Origin of the sequence: Peribacillus phoenicis (assembly GCF_047238085.1) — a bacterium.
In the GTDB taxonomy this organism is placed as follows: Bacteria; Bacillota; Bacilli; order Bacillales; family DSM-1321; genus Peribacillus.
This window is the reverse complement of the sequence record NZ_JBDFMF010000001.1, coordinates 2916583-2938493: the sequence shown is the minus strand read 5'-3', so window position 1 is coordinate 2938493 and position 21911 is coordinate 2916583. Positions and strand designations below refer to the sequence as shown.

General features: G+C 35.6%; 19 protein-coding genes and 2 pseudogenes. 17 read left to right on the top strand and 4 right to left on the bottom strand.

Translation table 11 applies throughout. From position 1 onward, the window contains the following. The first annotated feature begins 71 nt into the window (after window positions 1-71). The 6 genes from ABC374_RS14365 to ABC374_RS14340 all read left to right on the top strand — a co-directional run bounded on the left by ABC374_RS14365 (window position 72) and on the right by ABC374_RS14340 (window position 4175). Window positions 72-506 carry an SMI1/KNR4 family protein gene (locus ABC374_RS14365; protein WP_350299204.1) on the top strand — a complete coding sequence of 145 codons (435 nt, stop codon included), beginning with the start codon at window positions 72-74 and terminating at the stop codon, window positions 504-506. A 436-nt stretch (window positions 507-942) separates the two neighbouring features. After that, the gene (locus ABC374_RS14360; RefSeq protein WP_350299203.1) at window positions 943-1221 is read left to right on the top strand and encodes a YesK family protein; all 279 of its coding nucleotides are present in this window, start codon (window positions 943-945) and stop codon (window positions 1219-1221) included. A 342-nt stretch (window positions 1222-1563) separates the two neighbouring features. Further along, complete coding sequence (locus tag ABC374_RS14355) at window positions 1564-1956, top strand: sigma-70 family RNA polymerase sigma factor (protein ID WP_350299202.1); 393 nt, start codon at window positions 1564-1566, stop codon at window positions 1954-1956. A 404-nt stretch (window positions 1957-2360) separates the two neighbouring features. Then, window positions 2361-2711: a hypothetical protein gene (locus tag ABC374_RS14350; protein WP_413018515.1), complete on the top strand. Its 351-nt coding sequence runs from the start codon at window positions 2361-2363 to the stop codon at window positions 2709-2711. 146 nt (window positions 2712-2857) lie between these two features. Continuing rightward, window positions 2858-3595, top strand: a complete 738-nt coding sequence (locus ABC374_RS14345; RefSeq protein WP_350299200.1) for a polysaccharide deacetylase family protein — start codon at window positions 2858-2860, stop codon at window positions 3593-3595. 274 nt (window positions 3596-3869) lie between these two features. Further along, entirely contained in the window at window positions 3870-4175 is a 306-nt protein-coding gene (locus tag ABC374_RS14340) for a YczI family protein (protein ID WP_413018514.1), read from the top strand. Between the two features lie 572 nt (window positions 4176-4747). Here the strand turns inward: ABC374_RS14340 and ABC374_RS14335 are convergent. Continuing rightward, complete coding sequence (locus ABC374_RS14335) at window positions 4748-5365, bottom strand: cell wall hydrolase (RefSeq protein ID WP_350299198.1); 618 nt, start codon at window positions 5363-5365, stop codon at window positions 4748-4750. A gap of 530 nt (window positions 5366-5895) precedes the next feature. On the opposite strand from ABC374_RS14335, the gene ABC374_RS14330 reads away from it, so the two are divergent. The 6 genes from ABC374_RS14330 to ABC374_RS14305 all read left to right on the top strand — a co-directional run bounded on the left by ABC374_RS14330 (window position 5896) and on the right by ABC374_RS14305 (window position 11895). Then, window positions 5896-7284 (top strand): M28 family peptidase, encoded by a 1389-nt coding sequence (locus ABC374_RS14330; RefSeq protein ID WP_350299197.1) that lies wholly within the window; start codon window positions 5896-5898, stop codon window positions 7282-7284. Window positions 7285-7676: 392 nt separating this feature from the next. Beyond that, on the top strand, window positions 7677-8129 hold the full coding sequence (locus tag ABC374_RS14325; protein WP_413018513.1) for a GrpB family protein: 453 nt from the start codon (window positions 7677-7679) through the stop codon (window positions 8127-8129). 317 nt (window positions 8130-8446) lie between these two features. Then, window positions 8447-8944 carry an LURP-one-related/scramblase family protein gene (locus ABC374_RS14320; RefSeq protein ID WP_305160887.1) on the top strand — a complete coding sequence of 166 codons (498 nt, stop codon included), beginning with the start codon at window positions 8447-8449 and terminating at the stop codon, window positions 8942-8944. A gap of 303 nt (window positions 8945-9247) precedes the next feature. Further along, the gene (locus tag ABC374_RS14315; protein ID WP_413018510.1) at window positions 9248-9664 is read left to right on the top strand and encodes an NUDIX hydrolase; all 417 of its coding nucleotides are present in this window, start codon (window positions 9248-9250) and stop codon (window positions 9662-9664) included. Between the two features lie 211 nt (window positions 9665-9875). Beyond that, window positions 9876-10337, top strand: coding sequence for an NUDIX domain-containing protein (locus ABC374_RS14310; RefSeq protein WP_413018508.1), 462 nt, complete (start codon window positions 9876-9878; stop codon window positions 10335-10337). A gap of 277 nt (window positions 10338-10614) precedes the next feature. Next, complete coding sequence (locus ABC374_RS14305; protein ID WP_413018506.1) at window positions 10615-11895, top strand: M20 family metallopeptidase; 1281 nt, start codon at window positions 10615-10617, stop codon at window positions 11893-11895. Between the two features lie 836 nt (window positions 11896-12731). Here the strand turns inward: ABC374_RS14305 and ABC374_RS14300 are convergent. Next, window positions 12732-13361, bottom strand: coding sequence for a YczE/YyaS/YitT family protein (locus ABC374_RS14300; RefSeq protein WP_095679950.1), 630 nt, complete (start codon window positions 13359-13361; stop codon window positions 12732-12734). A 2-nt stretch (window positions 13362-13363) separates the two neighbouring features. Then, window positions 13364-14059, bottom strand: coding sequence for a YjjG family noncanonical pyrimidine nucleotidase (locus ABC374_RS14295; protein WP_413018504.1), 696 nt, complete (start codon window positions 14057-14059; stop codon window positions 13364-13366). A gap of 77 nt (window positions 14060-14136) precedes the next feature. On the opposite strand from ABC374_RS14295, the gene yeiL reads away from it, so the two are divergent. From yeiL to ABC374_RS14275, 4 genes and pseudogenes are all read left to right on the top strand, one after another. Continuing rightward, entirely contained in the window at window positions 14137-14808 is a 672-nt protein-coding gene (gene yeiL / locus ABC374_RS14290) for a transcriptional regulator YeiL (protein ID WP_318292986.1), read from the top strand. A 414-nt stretch (window positions 14809-15222) separates the two neighbouring features. Beyond that, window positions 15223-15792 carry a nucleotidyltransferase domain-containing protein gene (locus tag ABC374_RS14285; RefSeq protein ID WP_413018502.1) on the top strand — a complete coding sequence of 190 codons (570 nt, stop codon included), beginning with the start codon at window positions 15223-15225 and terminating at the stop codon, window positions 15790-15792. A 96-nt stretch (window positions 15793-15888) separates the two neighbouring features. Continuing rightward, a complete protein-coding gene (locus ABC374_RS14280; RefSeq protein WP_413018500.1) occupies window positions 15889-16374 on the top strand; it encodes an HIT family protein in 486 nt (161 codons plus the stop codon). A gap of 367 nt (window positions 16375-16741) precedes the next feature. After that, window positions 16742-17944 (top strand): annotated as a pseudogene (locus ABC374_RS14275) (IS110 family RNA-guided transposase). Window positions 17945-18186: 242 nt separating this feature from the next. Here the strand turns inward: ABC374_RS14275 and ABC374_RS14270 are convergent. Further along, a complete protein-coding gene (locus ABC374_RS14270) occupies window positions 18187-19620 on the bottom strand; it encodes a flavin monoamine oxidase family protein (protein WP_413020364.1) in 1434 nt (477 codons plus the stop codon). Between the two features lie 309 nt (window positions 19621-19929). Between ABC374_RS14270 and ABC374_RS14265 the strand changes: the two are divergent. Further along, a pseudogene (locus tag ABC374_RS14265) lies at window positions 19930-20767 on the top strand (IS110 family RNA-guided transposase); the annotation flags it as partial. Window positions 20768-21911 lie beyond the last annotated feature (1144 nt).

Below are 21911 nucleotides of genomic sequence, written 5' to 3'. Positions count from 1 at the left end.
GCTGAATAAGGTTTTTGAAGAAAAATCAAGAAGTTTTATGTAAAAGAATTTGAAGGGATGGTACGTATTAAATGAATGATGTAATCGATTTGATTGACACAAGAAAACCTGGTGTTACGGATGTAGATATAAAATCAGCAGAAGAACAATTAAGAGTTGTATTTCCCAAACAATTCAAAGAACTTTTTAAACTATCTAACAATGCTCAGATTGATGTATGGACTCTGTTTCCTATTAAAGACTCCAAAAACTTAAAGAGAACCTGGGATGATATTGTAAGACAAAATCAAGATGTGAGAGATGAAAGAATGGCTGATGACCTAATATCTATTGGTGAAGATGGTACAGGGGACATATTATGTTTTCGGATTGTTGATACGGTAATGGATGGTAAAATTTATATTTGGTATCACGAAACCGAAGAATTAGAAGAATTAGCTTCTAGCTTAAAAGAATTTATTGTATCGAATTCTGAATTTGAAGATGAGATTGATGAGGGTGAATAAATAATAAGCTAATCTTGTTGAACTAATAGGTGCTTTACTTGAATAAGGGAGTTGCTTTTGCATATGGAATTATCGGGTCAGGATAGTTCCATAAGAATATCGATAAAACGAATTTACAATAGAATTATTGATTTACTTGAAAAGGATGAGAAAAATTAATCTTTTTCTCTTTTGGCATTATCCTTACTGCACTATTTATATCAACTCTACAATAAATCTTAATGAACTAAGGGGTGCGTTAGCTGAAGATGGAGCTGTCTTTAAGGCAGCTTTTTCTTATGGAACTTAAGCGGCAGGATAGTTCAACAAGCAAATTGTATTCAAACTGTGCAATAAATACTGAACAATGAGAATAGAAAAATGATATTTAAATCTAATTATTGGATTTTTATGGTAAAATAGGTTTTTAAACTGTTGTTATGAACGAGGTGATTTAATGGATATTTTATTCTCTCCTTATGCAAGCTACGGGATTACCTTTATACTTCTAGTTACTTTTGTAATAGCTCTTAGAAAGAACAAAAAAGGAATAGCAATTGTTTGTCCACTTATTTTCATCTTTTTAGGCATTATTAGTATCGTATCTGGCCCTTTAGTTGTAGGAGGTTTTGAAGGAATGGCTGTTTCCATATCAGGTTTTGTTTATTTAGGGTTAGGAGCCATTACACAACTTATAAACAGTCTAATTATTTACAGGACAAAAAATAATTCCTAAATCCTAAAATAGCTACAGGTAATGAAACCAAAAAAATCTTATACAATTCATTAGACGGTAAATCAGTTTTTTTTTATGTAGTTTGTGTCATATCTACAATAAGCGATTTTGTAGAATAAAGTGTAAACTCACAACACCTTTGAGTCGCATAATACACTCAACAAATTCAAAAGCTATCAAAAAAAAGCAACAGTTTAAAAAAGCAGAAATCGCAAAGCGGTTTCTGTTTATTTTTTTTTCTTAGTTTTTTATTTGCATGTTATGCTTTTTCTTAAAATACTTTAACTTTTTGAAACTTTTTTGAGTATAGATTCCACTAATTAGTAAAGGGGGTCAAATAAGATGGAAATAGAAAGCCACCGGCTAGTTAAAAAAGCAATCAAAGGTAATAAAAGCGCCTTTGAAAAGTTAGTTCAACAACATTATGAAAGAATCTACCGTACTGCCTATCTTTATGTACATAACGAAGAAGATGCGTTGGATGTTGTCCAAGAAGCAACTTATCAGGCCTTTACATCTATCCATTCGTTAAAAAATCCGGAGTATTTTATGACCTGGCTCACCAGGATTGTCATACGATGTTCGGGGCATGTCCTAAAGAGAAAAAGCAATGTTGTTCCTTTGAGTGATGAGATATTGTCAAACCTGCCGGGTCAGGTAAATCCAAACATTGAAGAATCATTATTGCTGATTGATGCAATTCAACAGCTGAGAGAGAATTTAAAAATGGGGTAACTGTAAAACTGACCAGCGCTTACTTTGATGGCAATGTAGTATCAATTACAGGATTTGTAGATGAAGATGTTGAAGAGGTGTATAACGAAAAAGGAGAAGTAAGCTTTGATGTAAACTTTGAACACAATAAAGGAGATCATGACCCCTTGGCTAAATGGAAAGTCAAATGACATTAAGAAAGTGGAAAATGGATATAACTTTCAATGGAAAATGGTATATCCTTATAAATCATTTAAGGAGAATTCTACTCTTCCCATAACGATTCATAATATCAACGGGATAAAAGGTGAATGGAATTTTGATATTCCAATTCAACAAGAAAAAATATTAAATCTTTCACCTTAAAAAGCACACGGTTCAATTTAGGCCTGCAGGCAAATGATGTTACTCAAAAAGGTGGGAAATTGGTAATAGATTATCAACTTACAGGGCTTCCGAAAAATTTGAGTAAAGGTAAACTTGAAATAATTAACCAAAATTTGAAATACCTTTTCTGGTTGGTTGATAAGGAATATTTAACTAAGATCGACCCGGAAAATCCATGGCCTCCTAAAAACCACGGTATTCCCTTTAATAAAGTAAAAATGATTGATAAGGCAACAGTACACTACCAATCTACCTTTAACTTAAACGGAGAAGAAAGGAATGAGAATTTTAAGCTGGAAAATACAATGTTGCTATTTGATTTTTCAAGCTTGGTCCCAGCTAAGGAATTAAAACCATTTACTGTTGTACTTCCAGTGGGGAATGAATAAACAATTAAAGTAGCTTATTTCAAGGAAAGTCACCATTGATGATCAATGGGAGATAGAATCAAATATGGGAGAAATCATAATAGAATTATGCTTTTGAGGCACAATAAATTGTAAAGATATAAAAAGGATGCAAAGCGAGGAATTTTATGAAAAAGGTTGTAATGTTTTTCCTATGTCTTCTTATCTTAATTCTTCCATCACAAGTTTTTGCTCAACGAAAAGTACCTATTTTAATTTATCATTCGATTGACGAGTTTACTGGGCAGGGTTCTAAGGAGCTATATGTAACTCCTGATAATTTCCAGAAACAAATGATTTATTTAAAAGACCATGGCTACACATTATTAACTTTTGATCGTTGGCAAGATATTGATAAAGAAAATAAACCCATTTTCATTACTTTTGATGACGGATACAAAAACAATCTGAATGCATTTGCTATCTTTCAAAAACTTGAAAACGAACGTTTTAAACCAAGTGGTACCATTTTTGTTATTTCTGACTTTATCGGTCGTTCAAACCGATTATCGAAATCGGATTTAAAAATGATGGCTGATTCGGGTATAATCTCAATCCAGTCTCATACTGCTACACATCCTGATTTGACGGAAATAAAAAATTATGAATATGAACTGAAAGGGTCCAAAGATAAAATTCAAAAAATAACAGGCAAACCAGTAAATGCTCTTGCGTATCCATACGGAAATTTCAATGGCAAGGTCGTAGAAGAAACGAAGAAATATTATTTGTTTGGACTTACGACAACTCCTGAACTATTTTCTGAGAAGGGCATTAAAGACGAACTTTATCTTTTACCACGAATTTATATCAAGTATTCAACTACTCTTGATGACTTTGCAAAGATAGTTGAAGGCGGTTCCTAGAGCTTTTTCTTTTGAACCAAGGGAAAAGTACTTAATATTGTTTATAAGCAAAGGGTAATTTAACTGCAAAAAGTATGCGAAGTTTTGTACTTAAACTAACGGGTGCTTTACTTCAATAAGGGAGGTTGCTGAAGCAACCTTTTTGTTATGCAACTAAAGGGGAAAGGGTAGTTTAAGTAGCGTAGTTTATTCGAATTATGAGGCAAATTGAATTATCCATTATGTTACAATTAAATAAAGGGTGTTTTAATGAAAAAAATAATTGGGGGATTATATGGTTAGAATTATCTTAGCAATAGTTGTTATTGTTCTATCAAGTTATAGACTAATAACTGAATCTAAAACCGATTTAATGCCGTATTGTATGTTTTTCTTAGGGACACTTATATTGGTAATAGGTTTAGCAGAACTTCAAAAAGACAGAAAAGGCTTTGTGGGATATATGAGCATTGTTAGCTCTTTAATTGTTTTATTTGTTTCCATACAGGATTTCTTAATGCACTTAAAGGGCAGGTTTGTTACAATTGTGATGTATTCGTACTGTATAGCTACATCGAATAACAATACTTTTAATCATTAGTATGTTATAGTTAATTAGAGTTAAAATTAGAATTATATGGGGCACCTCCAGACTTCTCTTAGTCATCTTCCCTCTGTAATAGAAGGGAGACTAAGACGATATGTCCTTAGACCACATTAAAACAATGTTAGAAACCTTAAACCAGTATAATAACTGTGAAATAACATTAACTTTCAAAAACAAAAATGGTATACCGTTAATGTCTGTATGCTATGACAATAATTGTTATGAATTAACACATTTGGATACAAAAATTATCGAAACCTGTGACGATATAGAATCTGCTATCTCAGCTATTGATAAAGTTATGCAAGATAGTTCTAAAAAAACCTCTAATTAATAGAGGTTTTTTTTGTTTCACGGTTTGTTTTGTCAGCTCCTATCTTCAACTAACGGGTGCGTTAGCTGAAGATAGGAGCTGTCTTTAAGGCAGCTTTTTTTAATGGGGGTACCGCCAAAAAGGTCGGGCAACTACTGCCCGACCTTTCGACTATACCCCACTACATAGTTAATGGGATATTTATAATTCGAAACTATAAAAATATCATTCCTCAATATGTATGATATTAGTTTTACTTTGCAAATAAGTGGTTGCCTATTCTAATGACTGTTTCCCTAGTGAAAATCCATTCATCTGTTGCCGAGAACGGATTATAATAATAAACAGAACCATGAGTAGGATCCCAACCTTGTAATGCATCAATAACAGCTCGATAAGAATAGCTATTTGGGGTCAAATAATATTGCCCATCATGTACAGCTGTAAAAGCATTTGTCTGGAAAATAACATCGTAAGTATTTTTAGGAAAACCTGGCGTTGACATTCGGTTCAAAATTACTGCAGCGACAGCTACTTTTCCTTTATAAGTTTCTCCTCGAGCTTCTCCATGAACAACCCTGGCCATCATTTCAATACTATTTAATTTTTGTTGTGTTTGGAATCCAAAAACTCCATCTGGTAATAGTCCAGAATCTAGTTGAAGTTGTTTCACTGCATGATCAGTAATTGAACCATAATACCCTGTTGGTTGACTGTTAAAGTAACCCATTTTCTTTAAATTTTCTTGTAAGTCATAAACTGCTTGTCCTTGACTTCCATTGTGTAAAATTTCTTGAGCAAAGATTGAATTTGGTATAAAAAACATGAAACAAATAAAAACAACAAACGACATTTTTTTTACATTTAACATAAAATAATACCACATCCTTCGATTCATTTTCCTACTATTCTACTTTATCATACAAGAAAAATAGATTTATCTTACATTATTCCTATTTTAAACCAAAAAACGAAGAAGTTTTCAGATAAATTTGTCTGTTTATTTGGGTACCGCCTATCGCCATCAAGCTAAGAAAAAGGATTATACCCAAAACGAAAAAATAAGCTATTCTTTCTGTAAATGCTGCTGAAGATAGCTTTTTTCGTTTTGGGTTATAAAGAAATTTTAACTTGATGGGCATGTGGCAAGACCCCTTATGGAACTAACGGGGCGGTTTAGTTTAAGATGAACTTCAATCTCTTCCGACAACGAAAAGTTTTAAATGATATGATTAAATATGAATCAATATAGAATTTTAATGGGAAAGAGAAAAATCGTTCGATTCAAAGAGAGCGGGTGTCAGACACCGATTGATAGTTGGAATTTAAAGACTAATGACTCATTTACAAACTATTCAGTTAAATACATAATTAGGAATATTATGAATAAGGAGGGAATATATGTATAGAAAATCACTAACTGTACTATTAGCTGCGGGTATGGTTCTATCAACTGGTACAGTATTTGCACAAACAAACGGGGCAACAAATGCCCAGTCTGACACAGCTTTTGATAACAAAGTTATCAAAAAAATTAGTGCGGACAAAATGTATAATACGATTGCCTATCTATCAGAGCAACCGAGGGCTGCTGGTACAGAAGGGGAGCTCCGTGCAGTCAAATACATAGAAAGTCAGTTTAAGAGTCTTGGTTTTGAAACAAAGATTCAGCCTTTTCCCATCTATGATACGGTGCAAAATGTAAAAGTGAAAATTGGTGACAGTGATTTAGGGGGAACACCGCGTGCCATTAGCGGCAGTATCAGCGGGAAGGTAACGGCCGAACTTGTTAATGTTGGAAAAGCAAAGCCAGAGGAAGTTGGAGAAAATGTATCTGGGAAAATTGCACTAGTTGAACGTGGGGACATTACCTTTGTTGAAAAGGTTCAGAATGTCCTAAATAAAGGAGCGGTTGGCGTTTTAATGTACAACAACTCACCATCAGGAAATAATTTCGGACAAGTATCAGCGGGGCAAAATATACCTGCTGTAGCCATTACCCAAGCCCAAGGGTTAGAGTTGGTCGAACAGCTTAAAACTAAACAAATCACGTCCACTCTGGAAGTGGGAAAAGCTGAAAGAATCGAAAAGACATCCTACAATGTCATCGCTTCCCTAAAACCAAAAGCCAATAAGGATAATGGTCAAATCGTGACTGTTGGAGCCCATCATGACTCTGTCCCGGGCGGCCCTGGTGCAAACGATGATGCTTCGGGTGTATCAGCTGTCCTGGAACTGGCAAGGATCCTGGCCAAAACGCCAATTGACACTGAAATTCGCTTCCTCACGTTCGGATCTGAGGAAAGAGGGCTCGTTGGATCATCCTTCTATGCAGATTCCCTTCCCAAAGAGGATGTAGACCGCATGGTGGCTCACTTCCAAATGGATATGATAGGCGGACGTGATGCTGGCGAGGATAATCCTGCAGGTGGTTTGATTATGTATACCATTGATGGAATGAAAAACCTTGTGACGGACTTGGGTTCCTCAGCAGGGGCCAGAACGATGGATGTTGCGATTCCTTATGGACAGCTGGGCAGGAGTGACCATCAACCATTCCATGAGCTTGGCATTCCATCCGCCTTGTTTATCCATTCCCCTGTAGAGCCTTGGTATCACCAGCCTACAGATACACTGGATAAGATATCGAAAGAAAAATTGCAGCAAGCAGCTGAAATTGTCGGTGCCAGTGTGTATCAAATTGCCCGTCCGGAAACTCCGGCATTAACAAATGCACGTGTAGCTCCTGGCCCGGTAGACTATGATTTTGATGACCGTCCGGTAGATTAAATATTTCATTGTACAGAATTACGAGATTAATAATGGATCTTGGAGAAAATCAGGAGGGCAGCTGTGTAGTTTACAGATGCTCTCTTCTTTTTATCGGCCAGCGCCTCGTGCTTAATTTTTTCACTATTTCTAAGCTCTAAGTCTAGTGAAAATCCTATATGAAATATGTAATAAAACATACATGCTTATCCAACTCCAATACCATTCCCATTCCCACTATAAATACTCAATATTATCAGTGTACCTCTCCAATACTACTTCACAGAAATAATTTCAACAATCAATAGATAGAAATCCAAAAACAGCTCAAACTTTAAAGGATGAGCTGTTTTTTGAAATTTTAGGTTACAAACTAAATTCATATCGCTTTCTAAGTCGCAAGTAATAGAGAAGTGGAGAAAGCTTTCTTAGTGCATAAAAAAATAATTAAAGAACTTCTGGCAGAAGCTGATATCCAGCACATAAGAAGTACAGCTATACCTAATTGCCTTACAAAGGGTGATTTAGATATACAAGTGCGTGTAATTCCTGAACACTTCTCTAAAGCCGTACAAGCACTTTCACAATTATATGAACTTAATGATGGCAGTGTAAAAACTTCATTCTTCAGGTCATTTAAAGACGATACAAAAATTCCTCCTTTAGGAGTACAATTAAGTGTCATTGATTCTGAATATGATTATATTTGGAAGTTCAGAGATGTTTTATTACGAAGTGATGCTTACAGGATGGAATATGATGAGCTAAAGAGGAAGTATGAAGGCAAAAAGATGGATGAATACAGGGAAGCCAAAAACGAATTTTTCCAAAGATTAATGAAGTCTCCTGAATTTAATAATCTGTGATAAATTGCTTTTTTCATCTTCAACTAACGGGTGCGTTAGCTGAAGATCGGAGCTGTCTTTAAGGCAGCTTTTTCTTTATGGAACTAAAGGGGCAGGATAGTTCAAGAGTAAATAAGGAGTTGTTCAACAATTGGGCCAGATTGCGAAGGAAGAATTGCTGACTTTACAAAAGGTAAATTAGTTAAGGATAAGTAGCGGTGAACCGAAAAGAACGCGCTTTTGAGTGAGCTATTATTTGGAATTTAATGCATAAGATTGGAATCAATGCCCATTTCAAACGTAAGTAAATAAAAGACTTAAGGTTGGGAGGCATAAGTATGAGACAGCTTTATATAAAGCAGAAGGTATTCAGTCTTAGCGGGAAATTTACAGTAAAGGATCAGCAGGAGAAGGATATATATTACGTGGAGGGAAGTTTTATGCAAGTTCCAAAGACTTTCTCCATTATGAATACAGCAAGAGATGAAGTAGCACTCATTACGAAAAAGGTGTTCAGCTTTTTACCAAAGTTTTTGGTTGAGGTGAATGGTCGAGAGGTATTAACAATAAAGAAGGAATTTTCCTTCTTTAAAGCACGATATACAATTGATGCGGCAGGCATTGAAGTACATGGTAATTGGTGGGATATGGATTTTCAAGTTTTACAGCATGGTAAAATCGTAGGTAAAGTGGGCAAGGAGTGGTTCACTTGGGGCGATAGCTACAAGGTTCAAATAATAGATGAAGAGATGGAAACCATTATTATTGCACTCGTTGTTGCAATTGATTGTGTGAAGGCTGATCAAGCAGCTGCTTCCTCGGCAGCGTCGATTTAAAATAGAAGTGTAAATTTAAAAGGCTGACAGTTTTTAAAAAATCACTGCTTGAATAGGTGCGGTGAACCGTATCATAAATAAATGACAAGGCCATTTGATACCAAGGTTCTATATTCGCTCTTCAGTAATCGAGCGCGATTCTTGAATAAGGTTCGCTTTCTTATAGAACTAATAGGCTGAAGATCGGAGCTGTCTTTATGGCAGCTTTTTCTTATGCAACTAAAGGGGCAGGTTTGTTCAATAAAGCAGTGTATTGAAGCAAAGTGTTAAAATATATATTAGAAAATTAAGAGGTGGTATGGTGTGAAGAGAGTAGATGTTGTATATGCGTTAATTTATGACGAAATAACAGAAAAAGTATTAATGGTTAATAATCAGCATTCAACTTGGTCACTGCCAGGTGGGGCAGTTGAAATAGGAGAAACCTTAGAACAAGCTGTTATTCGGGAAACAAGAGAAGAAACAGGTTTAGTAATTGAAGTAGGAAGTATTATTGCGGTTAATGAGGCATTTTTTTCAAAGCAAGGACATCACGGTTTAATGATTACATTTGGAACAAAAGTTATTGGCGGAGAAATTACAATTAAAGACAAGAATGAAATTGCTGAGATTAAATGGGTGGACATAAATACTGCTAATAACTTAATGCCTTACCATAGAGATGGAGTAGAAAGATTACTAAAGTCCTCGTCACCTTACAATTTTCAGGGTGAATGTTAATAAACAAATTTATAATATAGAATCTTAATCCTTAACGGGTGCTTTACTTCAAAAAGGGAGTTGCTTTGGCAGCTCCCTTTTTGAAGTAAAGATAAAGGCAGGTTAGTTCAACAGTGCTGTTTGATCTTTTTGTTCAACAATTGGGCCTGATAATTAAATAAGCTTTAAGTTATTATATAGTAAAATGTAGGGATATATAGAAGGGGTACATATGAGTATTAGAAACTCAGCAAAAGCTATTATAATTAGTGGAGATAAGATTTTATTAACAAAAAATCAAGATGTTGAGGGATATTTTTATCTTTTCCCTGGCGGTGGACAAGAACACGGTGAAACCATTCATAACGCATTATTAAGAGAGTGTATTGAAGAGGTTGGAAAAGAAGTAGAAATCGGAGAGCTGCTTCATATTCGTGAGTATATAGGAAAAAACCACGAGCATTCTTCATTCGATTTTAATGTTCACGAAGTCGAATATTATTTTGTTTGCAGCCTAGTAAATGAGAAAAATTATAAAACACCTACCAATCCAGATAGCTGCCAAGTAGGGATAGAATGGATACATATTAATGATTTACTTCAATATAGGATATATCCCAAAGAATTAAGAAAATATATAATAAATCATTTTAATAATCAAAAGTCTCCAGTTTATTTAGGGGATATTAATTGAAACCTTGTTCAACAAACGGGGCGCAATTCTTTAATAAGAATCGCTTTTCTTAATGAACTAACAGGTGTGTTAGCTTAAGATCAGAGCTGTCTTTAAGGCAGCTTTTTCTTTATGCATCTTTGGCTTATTAAGTTTAACTATAGCATTGAACGCGACTTTAATTAACACGTATCAAATGTTTCCCTACCTTTATCCCCAGAAATATGATCTAGGAACAGCACATAGAATAGTATAGAAATAATGCGGCTAATGCCGGACATGGAGGGGATGTATTTATATGAGTACCAGATTAATCCGGCAGCTGATAAGGTCAAGGCAACAGGAATTAGTCGAACTTGCTGCTTCATTTATTCGAATTCCATCTGAAAATCCATCGCCCGAGTTTAAGAAGCGGTCAGCAGAAATGGGACGCCATATTAGCCGATACCTAGCAGCAAAAGGGTTCTTGATTACCGAGCACCGCCGTAGCGAAAATGCGCTGGTTACCGTGGTCTGTGATGCTCACTTAACCAGGGTACCTGGTCCACGGCTCCTATTTTGTGGACATACAGATGTCGTACCTGCAGGCGATTGTTCACATTGGACCTTCGATCCTTTCTCAGGAGAAGTCAGAGCAGGTATGCTTTTGGGTAGGGGAGCCTCCGATATGAAAGGAGGCTTGGCATCACTGATTTTTGTGGCTGGACTACTTCAGGAGTTCGCCCCTACTCTTAATTTGAAAGGTAGCTTAGGAGTTATTGCCTCTCCGGATGAAGAGACTGGCGGAATTGAGGTGGCCTCGCTCCTGGATCAAGGATTGATTAAGGGTGATGCTTGTCTGATTGGTGAACCGTCGGACCCCCACCATCCGAATGCCGGTGAAAAGGGCAAGGCATGGATGCAGGTGATCATACCAGGTCAGACAGATCATGGCAGCCTACAACCGCTTTATGGAATCTCCGCCATACGAAGAGGGGCAGCCGCGGTCGAAGCACTAACCAAGCTATGGGAACTTAAGGCAACGCCTCCGGCAGAGCCTTGTCAACTTTTGTACAATACTGAGTGGCTCCTATCTCAGAGTCTAGGAAATCCCTTACTGTCACAGTTACTTTATCGTCCCTCTTACAATCCAGGTGTAATCCAGGGCGGAACAAATGTGAACGTCGTCGCAGACAAGTGTATCATTAAAGTGGATACCCGGGTTCCATTCGGTATGAAGCCCGAGTTTGTACTTGATGTCGCTAGGAATCTTGTTAGTGCTGTAGCGCCAGGTGCGGTTGTAGAGCCAATGGTACCCTGTACTAACCCGAACTGGACCTTAGAGAATCGTCCAATTGTGAGGGCCATAGAACTGGGAATCCAGCGTGTCCTAGGAATGGAGGAACCCGTATTCAGCGTACTTTTGCTTGGTTCAAGTGATGCCAGTCACTTCCGGCGCCATGGCATTGATACCGTCCTTTACGGTCCTGGGCTGGAACACACTATCCATGGGTACGATGAGCGGGTTTCAGTGGAGAACTTAGTAGAATCTGCCGAGATATATGCTGAGACGGCAGTCAAGTATCTTAGGTCATTTTAAATCTATTTTCACTAAACTTTATGTAGGGGTCACGTTAGGATTTTGACAATTTATAACGTTAAGATAGAACCCCTTGTATCAATAGGGTCTAGCCTATTGATATGGAGTCAATATTACGTGAAACAAGGCTTACTAGTGTCTCGTACAACTTGTCTTAACACATTTATCGTTGCTACACCAACGATATCCACTTCCTAGAACAGCTTAACCCCCTGATGCTACCCCATAGCCATCAAGGTAAGAAATCCCTTGTTCCCCAAAACGAAATAAATGAGCTGAATTCTCATAAATAACTGTAGAGATATAAAATTTTCATTTTGGGTGTACTTCAAAATATTAGCTTGATGAGTATGAGGTGCAGCCAACATAGTTTAAAAACAGGTCACTTGATGGTGATAAATACCACTAAGTGACCTGTTTACTTTTTTCCTATTCATATTCCTCCAAGGGTTAAATGAGTACCCTCGATACTCTCCAATCCTAGGCATCTTACTAGCTGAAGCCCACTTTTCAGTAGATTTTGATTCACTGGTGTTGCTCTGTAATAAAGTTTGATAATTATATTTATATATAAAAGATTGATAATTTGTAAAAAAGTTTGATTAAAATCACATTACCTCTTTAGTTTTTCATAGATGGTTTTTTGATATTTATGTTAAAAAATTATAGAGATTGTGAAAGAATGTACTTAAACTAACGGGGCAGGTTAGTGTAACTGTAGTGTTACAAAAAGGATTGATCATTTAGAATAAAGTTCGGATAATTTATATTAAAGTTTGATAAAAATAACCTCTTTGGATTCTCAACCGTAAGAGGTTATTTTTTAGTTATGCTATTTATTGAGTTTGTGGTTTCTGTTGATAGTTTTTAAATTTCAATCGTGTATATGAAATAATGCCGGACAATAAGAAGAAGCTGATAATCGTTCCTTCACGAATATTGATTGGTAAATTGTATAGTAGTGATATTGTTATTGATAGAATAATGGAGAATAAATCGACACAATATCTGTATTGAGAGAAAGGGCGTTTTGTTAATTCAGCTATTCGTAAACATAAACTTTCAATAGGAAAAGGAATAATATCTAATGATAAAATAATGCCTGTTGTTCCACCGGCTAGTATCGCACCGAAAATAAATAGTCCGATTCTTACTAAATAATTCTCTACGTAAATCGTACCGAAAATAGTATAGAGGAAAAAATTAATAACCATTCCAAAGAACAAGCTGGAAATGAACATCAAAGTAAATTTTCTAAAATCCTTTTTTTCGCATAGGCAGATATAACCGAATAGAAAAATGAGATTTGCAATGAATGTAATTGTGCCAACTTTGATGGAAGTCCATTCAGATATTGATAAATTCATCGCATTAAAACTGCTGACACCAACATCAGCTTTTAATGTAAGACTAATGCCAATAGCACTTACTATATAGAGTAGAATCGATTGAATTACTTTTTTCATGATTATTCCTTTAATAAGTCCATTATTTCCATTAAATTTGGTATCGTATAAGTGCTCTTAGGTGAACATGATTTAGGCATGCTTCTCTTAGGGTTAAACCATACACAATCAATTCCGACATTGATAGCTCCTTGAATATCGGATGTTAAACGATCACCTATCATTAAAAATTCTTCTTTACTGCTTGTATGCAGGGCATCAAAAATATAGTAAAAGAAATGGGGATTCGGTTTTTCATAACCAATTTCTTCGGAGATAAAAAGTTGTTCAAAATATCCTTGTAGCTTGGCACCTCCTAATCTTTTTCTTTGAGTCTTTCCTACACCGTTTGTTCCAATATATAATTTATAATCTTGCTTACTTAAAGCATTTAATAATTCATGTGCATGGGTGATGGCCTTATGTCCTTGGTTTAAATGCTCACGGTACATAGCTTCAACTTTTGCTCCGTTTTCATCTATTTGAAATTCCTTCAAAAAAAGTGAAAAACGCGTTGTCAGCACTTCTTCACGAGAAATCAAGCCTTCCTCTAATTGATGCCATAATCCATCATTAATGCGCTTATAACATGCAATTGTTTGTTTGTTATAGGGCAACTCGTACAGGGTAATAATTTGTTTTAAAGCCTTTTCTTCTGAATCTTGAAAATCAAGTATCGTATCATCTAAGTCAAAAATAATATGTTTGTATTTGTTCATTCCTATCCACCTCTTGGTAGTAATATATCGAAAGGAACAATATAATAATAGGAGATATCTCATATTGAGGTGATAAAATGGAAAAAATCAATTTGAAGGATTACGCTGAAAATTTTGTGGATATATATAATGATATTCAAGAAACTTTTCCGAAAGCAGTTTTACATCAGGCTTTTATTTGTAAGTTTTCTTCTAATGAATATATAGTGCGCTTTGATGAAGATATTCAGTACTTATTTTTATTATTGGATGGGCGGGCAAAAATATATATAGTACACGAAAATGGAAAACGTGCGCTGATTCAGTTTCTAAAGAAAGATGATTTTATTGGTGAATTATCCTTGATTGAGGTGGAAAAGAATTTAAAAGATGTTGTGGCTATAAATGACTGCACTTGCTTAGCGGTTCCATTGGCTTCATCGAAAGAGCATCTGTTAAATGACAATCGTTTCCTCCATAATTTATCAAAATATTTAGGTGATAAATTACTTAAAAGAACGGATCATTACACAGATATGCAGGATTATGAATTCAAAAATCGATTGGCCAAATATATTCTTCAAATAGAAAACGATGGATGCTTTCAAGAGAAGCATACCGAAACAGCAGAATACGTGGGGGTAAGCTATCGACATTTATTATACACACTTAACCAATTCCATGAAGAAGGATTATTAGAAAAAAAAGGAAGGAAATATTATATCATTAATAAAAAAAAGTTAGAAAGATTAAGTTCAAAAAAGGATTAATTTTGTATGATTTGATAACTTGAAATATAAACAAGTTGTTACACTTTTTTCTTATCACAGAAACGAATTCTGCTTTGCTAATATACGTTTTCAAATTTAAAAATAGCTAATAGAATATTTACTACCACCATTAAAATTTAAAATTAACCAAATCTTTTGCGTTTTTTCATTCAACCAAAGTTTTTAACATAGCCTAATAAAATAAAATATTGTTAAGATGAATTAATATTCTGTTTGTGATGTCACTCACTTTAACTAACTAGTGCGATAGCTGAAGATCGGATCTGTCTTTAAGGCAGCTTTTTCTTATGCAACTAACGGGGCAGGTTAGTTGCATAAGGATTCAGTATAGAGGTTTTTCAAAATAGAAAAAGAATAGATAAGGATATAAGTTTTTTAGTCTGGGGGATTCATATGTCATTTGAGCAATGTCATAGCATTACTTCTTTAATGTCAGGGTTTAATAAAACGTGGTTCTTTGCCGGTGGTTGGGCAATTGATCTTTTTATCGGCAGAGAAACAAGACAACATCACGATATAGAGATTGCACTATTTCGAGAAGACCAATTATATCTGAAGGAATATCTTAAAGAATGGGATTTTAAAAAGGTTATTAAAGGTAAATTTTACACTTGGGAAAATGAATTTTTAGAGTTACCTATTCACGAAATACACGCTGTGAATGATTCAAATGGAGATAAATTAGAAGTTCTTCTAAATGAAACAAAGAAAAATGATTGGAAATTCAGAAGGGATTTAACGATTTCTCACCCACTTAAGTCAGTTTGGAGTTATTCTGATACAGGCATTCCTTATCTAAATCCAGAAATTGTACTTTTATATAAAGTAAAAAACACAAGAGAAAAAGACCATCAAGACTTTATGGCGACAATAGACAATCTAAATAATCAGAGGAAAAAATGGCTTTATTATGCTATACAATTGCACGAACCAGAACACAAATGGCTTCAATTCTTAACATAATGTTATAAAGAACTAAAGGGGCAGGATAGATTGCTCAACAAGGGTTTGTTTATTTTTATCTTTTTAAGAGAGATAATTTTATGATTGGAGGGAATTATGAGGGAAATTACTTTGTCTAATGGAAAAACAGTTGAAGTCGAATGTTTAAGTTGTGCTTTAACAAGCGGGGAAATAGAGCCGGATGGTGGTGTAATAGTCGAAACTGAATATTTTCATGCTCACCAAGACGTTGCATATCCCATTAAAGGTTTAGTAATCTTAGCATCTAAACGCCATATTAAGTGCTTTGACGAGTTAAATGACTTAGAAAAGGTTGATTACATAAACTTGCTATCTAAGATTAGAAAAGCTCAAAGGGAAGTATTAGGGATTGAACATGTTTATTACTTTTATAATGAAGATACTACCTACCATTTTCATACTTGGATGGTTCCTCGATATGAATGGATGTACGATTTTGGACGTTCGGTTGAATCTGTTAGACCAGTTTTGCTCCATGCAAGAAACAAATTGAATAATGATGAAAATGTAAAAAGTGTAATTGATGGAATTAAGGCTTTAAAAAAAGAACTATACACTTAATCCTTCCTTGTCCCACTAACAGTTGCTTTCGATAAGAGAGTTGCTTTGGTAGCTCTTTTTCTTATGGCACTAAAGGGGCAGGTTAGCTAGATTGTGAAGGTTTGTACTTAAACTAACGGGTGCGTTCGTATTATAAGGTTAGCCAGTTTTTACTGGTTGACCTTTTTTTAATAGAATCTATTATATCAGTAGCCAGGGTAGGACGTACGGGTGCGTGGGACTTGATCCCGTGAACTAAACATTCCACCCCCTACTTGTAGAAACATGTTTGAGGCTGGTTGGGACGTAGATCTCGTATAACAAGCGAAGCTATGACACTACATGGAGCACTAGGGGTACTGGTAAGTATGTAGAGGAGGAAAAAACAATGAATCCAGTTGTTGGTCTGGATGTGGCAAAAGGAGAGAGTCAAGTTCAGGCATTTTTAGATCAATCTAAACCGTATGGGAAGAGCTTTTCAATGAAGCATATCAAAGAGGAGTTAGATCATTTTTTAGAATTTCTAAAAGAAATTGAAGAGGTGACAGGGCAAATGCCTATGGTTATTTTAGAATCTACAGGGCATTACCATTCTCCTGTTATTCAATAGCTGGAGGAACAAGGGATTCCATATATCTTACTAAATCCGATTATTTCTTATCAGGCAAAGAAGTCCAGCTTACGGAAGGTGAAAACGGACGCTATCGATGCGTACCAGTTGTGTGTGCTGTATTACAAAGAGGATTTAGAACCTCATAAAATTAGAGGAATTCAGCTATTAGACCTTCGGAATTTGTCCAGACAACAGGAAATCGTAACGAATATGTATGTGGAAGCTAAACTTCAGTTTTACACCATTTTAGATCAAGTGTTTCCTGAATGCCGAAAGGTTTTTGGGGATCTATATTCAAGGGTTTCTTTATTGATGTTAAAGGAATATCCTACTTCAGAGGCGGTATTAGCAGCCGGGGAAAGTAAACTAGCAGAGAGTGTTATAGAGTTCTGTCCTAGCCGATCGGGTCAATGGGCATGGGGAAAAGCAAAAAAAATAATGGATTCCGCATCTAGAAATCCATTTCAAAAAAGCGTGTATCAAAGTCACGTAATCAATCTTCGTATGTATATTGAGTTGCTTTTTCATTACCAGGGACACCTCTCTGATTTGGAAGATCGTATAGTGGCCCTGGCAAATGAACTGGAAGAATATAAGATCATCCAATCGATTCCCGGTATCGGAGAAAAAATCGCAGCCACGATTATCTCTGAAATTGGTGAAATCGATCGGTTTAATCACCCGAAAAAACTAGTTGCCTTCGCTGGAGTAGATCCAAGTGTTCACTCATCAGGTAAGTTTACGGCAACCATTAATCGTATGACTAAAAGAGGTTCGAGCAGACTACGTCATTCTCTGTATCTTGCCCTACTATGTGGCATAAGAAGTTCAAGGAACAAAAAGCTTAAAGCCTTCTATGATAAGAAAAAATCAGAAGGAAAACCGGCCAAAGTGTCAATCGTTGCCTGTATGAATAAGTTGCTTCATTGGATTTACGCTTTATTAAAGAGAAAAGAAGCATTCCTAGATTTAGCCTGATTAACGATTTTGTGAAACAGAGAAAAATCCTTCCAAAAGGGTTTTGGAGGGTTATTTGTCATGAACAAAAATAGTATATCATAAGGGAAATGAAAATTTTAGAGAAAGATATTGACATCCTATTAGCTGGTTTAGCTGAAGATCGGAGCTGTCTTTAAGGCAGCTTTTTCTTTATGCAACTAAAGAGGCAGTTTATTTGTATAAAAAATTTCTATAAGTCCTAAATTATCTATTTTTCCTGTTTATTTTGGCAAGTCATTCACTTCATATGCAACCCGTATTCCAGATTCAATCGCCCCTTGCATCCAAGCGTGGGTAAGCGAAGTATGTTCACCGGCAAAGTGCACTCTTCCTTCAGGTATAGGGATATAAGGATGCAAATCTGTTTCCTGACCTGGTTCAAAAGCAGTGAAAGCACCAGAAGAATATTCATTATCGACCCAACTAAAGGAAGTTCCTGACACAAACTCAGAATAGACTTGGTCTCCGTAAATTTCAGCTAAGTTCTTTAAAGCATATTGAATGCGATTTTCGTTGGATAGACCGTTCCATGTTAAAGCCTCATCCGCCCATGTATAGCTTGCCAAAACCACAGCAGGTCCTTTTGTACCAATCCCCTGACTTGGATAATAAGTGAATCGAATCGGAAGGTCAGTTATGGATTTACCACCATATTGATGGTGTCTTTCCCAAAACCTGCTTTTAAACTCGATTCCGATTTTTGTTGCGCTCATATAGTTCAGTTCACGAATCGCTCTCCGTTTATAATAGGAAAAAGAATGGTACGGTACAACTTTCACAAATCGTAACACTGAAAAGGGGATGGTTATGATGGCAAGATCACCAGTTATGGTTGAATCCTCTAAGGTGTGCTGATGGGTGGAATGGATGGTTACTCTGTTGTTATGTTGGACAATTTTCGTCATCCTTTGATTGAACATAATAACATCTTTTATTTGCGGGAGAAATGCCTTTGGCAGCAGATCCATACCACCGGTTATCTCATAAAAACGATTTGCTCTGAAGGACGCTTCTTCTCGCAAAACTTCAATAAATGACATCCCCATATATGCTTCTAAGTCAAGGAGTACACCGATCATATCAACCGCGCCATCTGAAAAAGTCGTTCCATATTGATAATGGTAAGAGTTTAAGAAAGTACCTAGTGAGTAGTTTTTAAATTCTTTTTCTACGAGATGCCAATTTCTCGTTGGGTCTTGTTTAATAAAATCGAGAATTGGCTGTGTAGCTAATTTCACCAGCTTCTCTGCGCTTTTACCTCTTTCATTTGGGGCAACGGGGAAGTTTAGAATACCAGGAGAACGTTCAAAAATGTTAAGACGTGTTTTGATTCCATTGAGATAAAGAATATCCATTGGAGTTCGGTTAATAAACAGGTTTAGGGTTAGCCCGAATTTTTTAATATACTCTAAGGTCAAAAAATGAACATCAGGAATACGCATTGGGCCTGGGTTAAAATAAAGCCCATTACTAAAGGGGGAGCGTATGGTATAGGCACGTCCGCCTACCCTGTTGTTTGCTTCAAGGATTGTGACGTTGTGCCCGGCCTCCTGTAAAAGAGAAGCTGCAACCAGTCCTGCTAGTCCTGCGCCAACAATAGTAATATGTTTGGGAACTTGCGACTTTTTAAGACCATTTCTAATAATGCTAATCATTTGTTGAGTCGTTAATTGATAATTTATGTTATTAGGCAAACCTTCTCCCCCATTGAATAGATTTTTACATCTTATTCACTTGTAAAGATGAATATGTGTTCCTTCTATTTACGGATAAATAAAGTAAAGATAAATTCAACTTTTGTAGCTGGGGCACAAATAAAATTATTAAAATAAAGCAAAGGAGACCCCACTGAGGGAGTTGAAAATGAATGTTACAATAAAAGAAAAATGAAGCAAGGTGATATTATGGTTGTAACGTTTTTTAGTTTTTTTGTTATCTTTTTTATCATTGCAAGACATGTTAGCCATAAAATTAGAGGAATTCATCTATTAGACCTTCGGAATTTTTCCAGACAACAGGAAATCGTAACGAATATGTATGTGGAAGCTAAACTTCAGTTTCACACCATTTTAGATCAAGTGTTTCCTGAATACCGGAAGGTTTTTGGGGATCTATATTCGAAGGTTTCGTTTATTGATGTTAAAGGAATATCCCACTTCAGAGGCGGTATTAACAGCCGGAGAAAGTAGACTAGCAGAGAGTGTTATAGAGTTCTGTTCAAGCCGATCGGGTGAATGGGCAAGGTAAAAAGCAAAAAAAATAATGGATTCCGCATCTCGAAATCCATTTCAAAAAAGCGTGTATGAAAGTCACGTAATCAATCTTCGTATGTATATTGAGTTGCTTTTTCAATACCAGGGACACCTTTCTGATTTGGAAGATCGTATAGTGGCCCTGGCAAATGAACTGGAAGAATATAAGATCATCCAATCGATTCCCGGTATCGGAGAAAAAATCGCAGCCACGATTATCTCTGAAATTGGTGAAATCGATCGGTTTAATTACCCGAAAAAACTGGTTGCTTCGCTGGAGTAGATCCAAGTGTTCACTCATCGGGTAAGTTTACGGCAACCATTAATCGTATGACTAAAAGAGGTTCGAGCAGACTACGTCATTCTCTGTATCTTGCCGTGCTATGCGGCATAAGGAGTTCAAGGAACAAAAAGCTTAAAGCTTTCTTTGGATAAGAAAAAATCGGAAGGAAAGCCAGCCAAAGTGGCGATCGTTGCATGTATGAATAAGTTGCTTCATTGGATTTACGCTTTATTAAAGAGAAAAGAAGCATGCCTAGATTTAGCCTGATTAACGATTTTGTGAAACAGAGAAAAATCCTTCCAAAAGGGTTTTGGAGGGTTATTTGGCATGGCGATATCACAAGGGAAATGAAAATTTTAGAGAAAGATATTGACATCCTATTAGCTGGTTTAGTTCATAAAGGATCACTAAAAATAATCAAACTATTTTATAAAAACTGTATACTAAATCACAAGAAAAGAACCCTTTTTGATTAATCTCTTTTCAAAATGGATTGTATTTATTTACGCTAGTATGAGGAGTCAGGAGGACCTTTTGATCAATCTTTATTTCAAAGTACAGTTGATTCTTTTTTTAACAGATGCTTTAGCGCAATACATACATAAACTGAGCGGGAAAGTTCCCTCCAAAGAGATTATTCGACCATTTTAATATTTGAAAATGGGGAATTCAAGAATTATTTTTCTACAGATGCAATGATATCTTTTAGCTAACAGTTTAGAACCACTAGCACCTTTAGATATTTCAATGTTCCTTCACTAGACCAATCAAATATCTTTATACTGCTCATTCCTTTATTTACTTCTTTAATGTTTAACTGGTTAGAAACAAAATTATAATTTGAAGGAATAATTTTATTGCCGGCTATAGCAAAAGCATTTAAATAAACTATATGGTTGGTCTATATTGCTTATAATCACTCCATTCAACAGGTAACAACTCCTTTATACAATTAAAATAAGTAAGAATTTATTAAGTATTTTTTCCTTAGGTAATTCGGCAATCTTTGTATTTTTAATTAATAACAAAAGAAAGTTATATACATTTTGTAAAGTAATATGATTTTCTTTAGTTCTTTTGACAATTAACGTTCCTTTATTATATAAGGGGCTGTTAGGGGCAATAATTAGCTGTGATGCAATCGAACTAATTTCTTCATCTAAACAGTGAAAAGCTTGGAAGGGCACATTTAACATCGCACTTCTTTTGTATATACTCCGATTCACCCAAATCCGAAGTTTTTGCCTATTAACCTCCTAATATTTGGGCGGATTTTTTCATCTCCCTGAAATCTCCACTAGTTCACCGAAGATAATCAATCATTTCATGCTTTCTACTATCAGTTCAGTAAAAACGAAGTCATATCTAGCCGATTGTGATAATTAAGGTATAATGATAGGGGAAAGATATT

What these genes read in the sequence shown, in the direction of transcription:
- ABC374_RS14365 (WP_350299204.1), top strand. Translation starts at nt 72, where the DNA reads ATGAATGATGTAATCGATTTGATTGACACAAGAAAACCTGGTGTTACG.
- ABC374_RS14360 (WP_350299203.1), top strand. Translation starts at nt 943, where the DNA reads ATGGATATTTTATTCTCTCCTTATGCAAGCTACGGGATTACCTTTATA.
- ABC374_RS14355 (WP_350299202.1), top strand. Translation starts at nt 1,564, where the DNA reads ATGGAAATAGAAAGCCACCGGCTAGTTAAAAAAGCAATCAAAGGTAAT.
- ABC374_RS14345 (WP_350299200.1), top strand. Translation starts at nt 2,858, where the DNA reads ATGAAAAAGGTTGTAATGTTTTTCCTATGTCTTCTTATCTTAATTCTT.
- ABC374_RS14340 (WP_413018514.1), top strand. Translation starts at nt 3,870, where the DNA reads ATGGTTAGAATTATCTTAGCAATAGTTGTTATTGTTCTATCAAGTTAT.
- ABC374_RS14335 (WP_350299198.1), bottom strand. Translation starts at nt 5,365, where the DNA reads ATGTTAAATGTAAAAAAAATGTCGTTTGTTGTTTTTATTTGTTTCATG.
- ABC374_RS14330 (WP_350299197.1), top strand. Translation starts at nt 5,896, where the DNA reads ATGTATAGAAAATCACTAACTGTACTATTAGCTGCGGGTATGGTTCTA.
- ABC374_RS14320 (WP_305160887.1), top strand. Translation starts at nt 8,447, where the DNA reads ATGAGACAGCTTTATATAAAGCAGAAGGTATTCAGTCTTAGCGGGAAA.
- ABC374_RS14310 (WP_413018508.1), top strand. Translation starts at nt 9,876, where the DNA reads ATGAGTATTAGAAACTCAGCAAAAGCTATTATAATTAGTGGAGATAAG.
- ABC374_RS14305 (WP_413018506.1), top strand. Translation starts at nt 10,615, where the DNA reads ATGAGTACCAGATTAATCCGGCAGCTGATAAGGTCAAGGCAACAGGAA.
- ABC374_RS14300 (WP_095679950.1), bottom strand. Translation starts at nt 13,361, where the DNA reads ATGAAAAAAGTAATTCAATCGATTCTACTCTATATAGTAAGTGCTATT.
- ABC374_RS14295 (WP_413018504.1), bottom strand. Translation starts at nt 14,059, where the DNA reads ATGAACAAATACAAACATATTATTTTTGACTTAGATGATACGATACTT.
- yeiL (WP_318292986.1), top strand. Translation starts at nt 14,137, where the DNA reads ATGGAAAAAATCAATTTGAAGGATTACGCTGAAAATTTTGTGGATATA.
- ABC374_RS14285 (WP_413018502.1), top strand. Translation starts at nt 15,223, where the DNA reads ATGTCATTTGAGCAATGTCATAGCATTACTTCTTTAATGTCAGGGTTT.
- ABC374_RS14280 (WP_413018500.1), top strand. Translation starts at nt 15,889, where the DNA reads ATGAGGGAAATTACTTTGTCTAATGGAAAAACAGTTGAAGTCGAATGT.
- ABC374_RS14270 (WP_413020364.1), bottom strand. Translation starts at nt 19,620, where the DNA reads ATGATTAGCATTATTAGAAATGGTCTTAAAAAGTCGCAAGTTCCCAAA.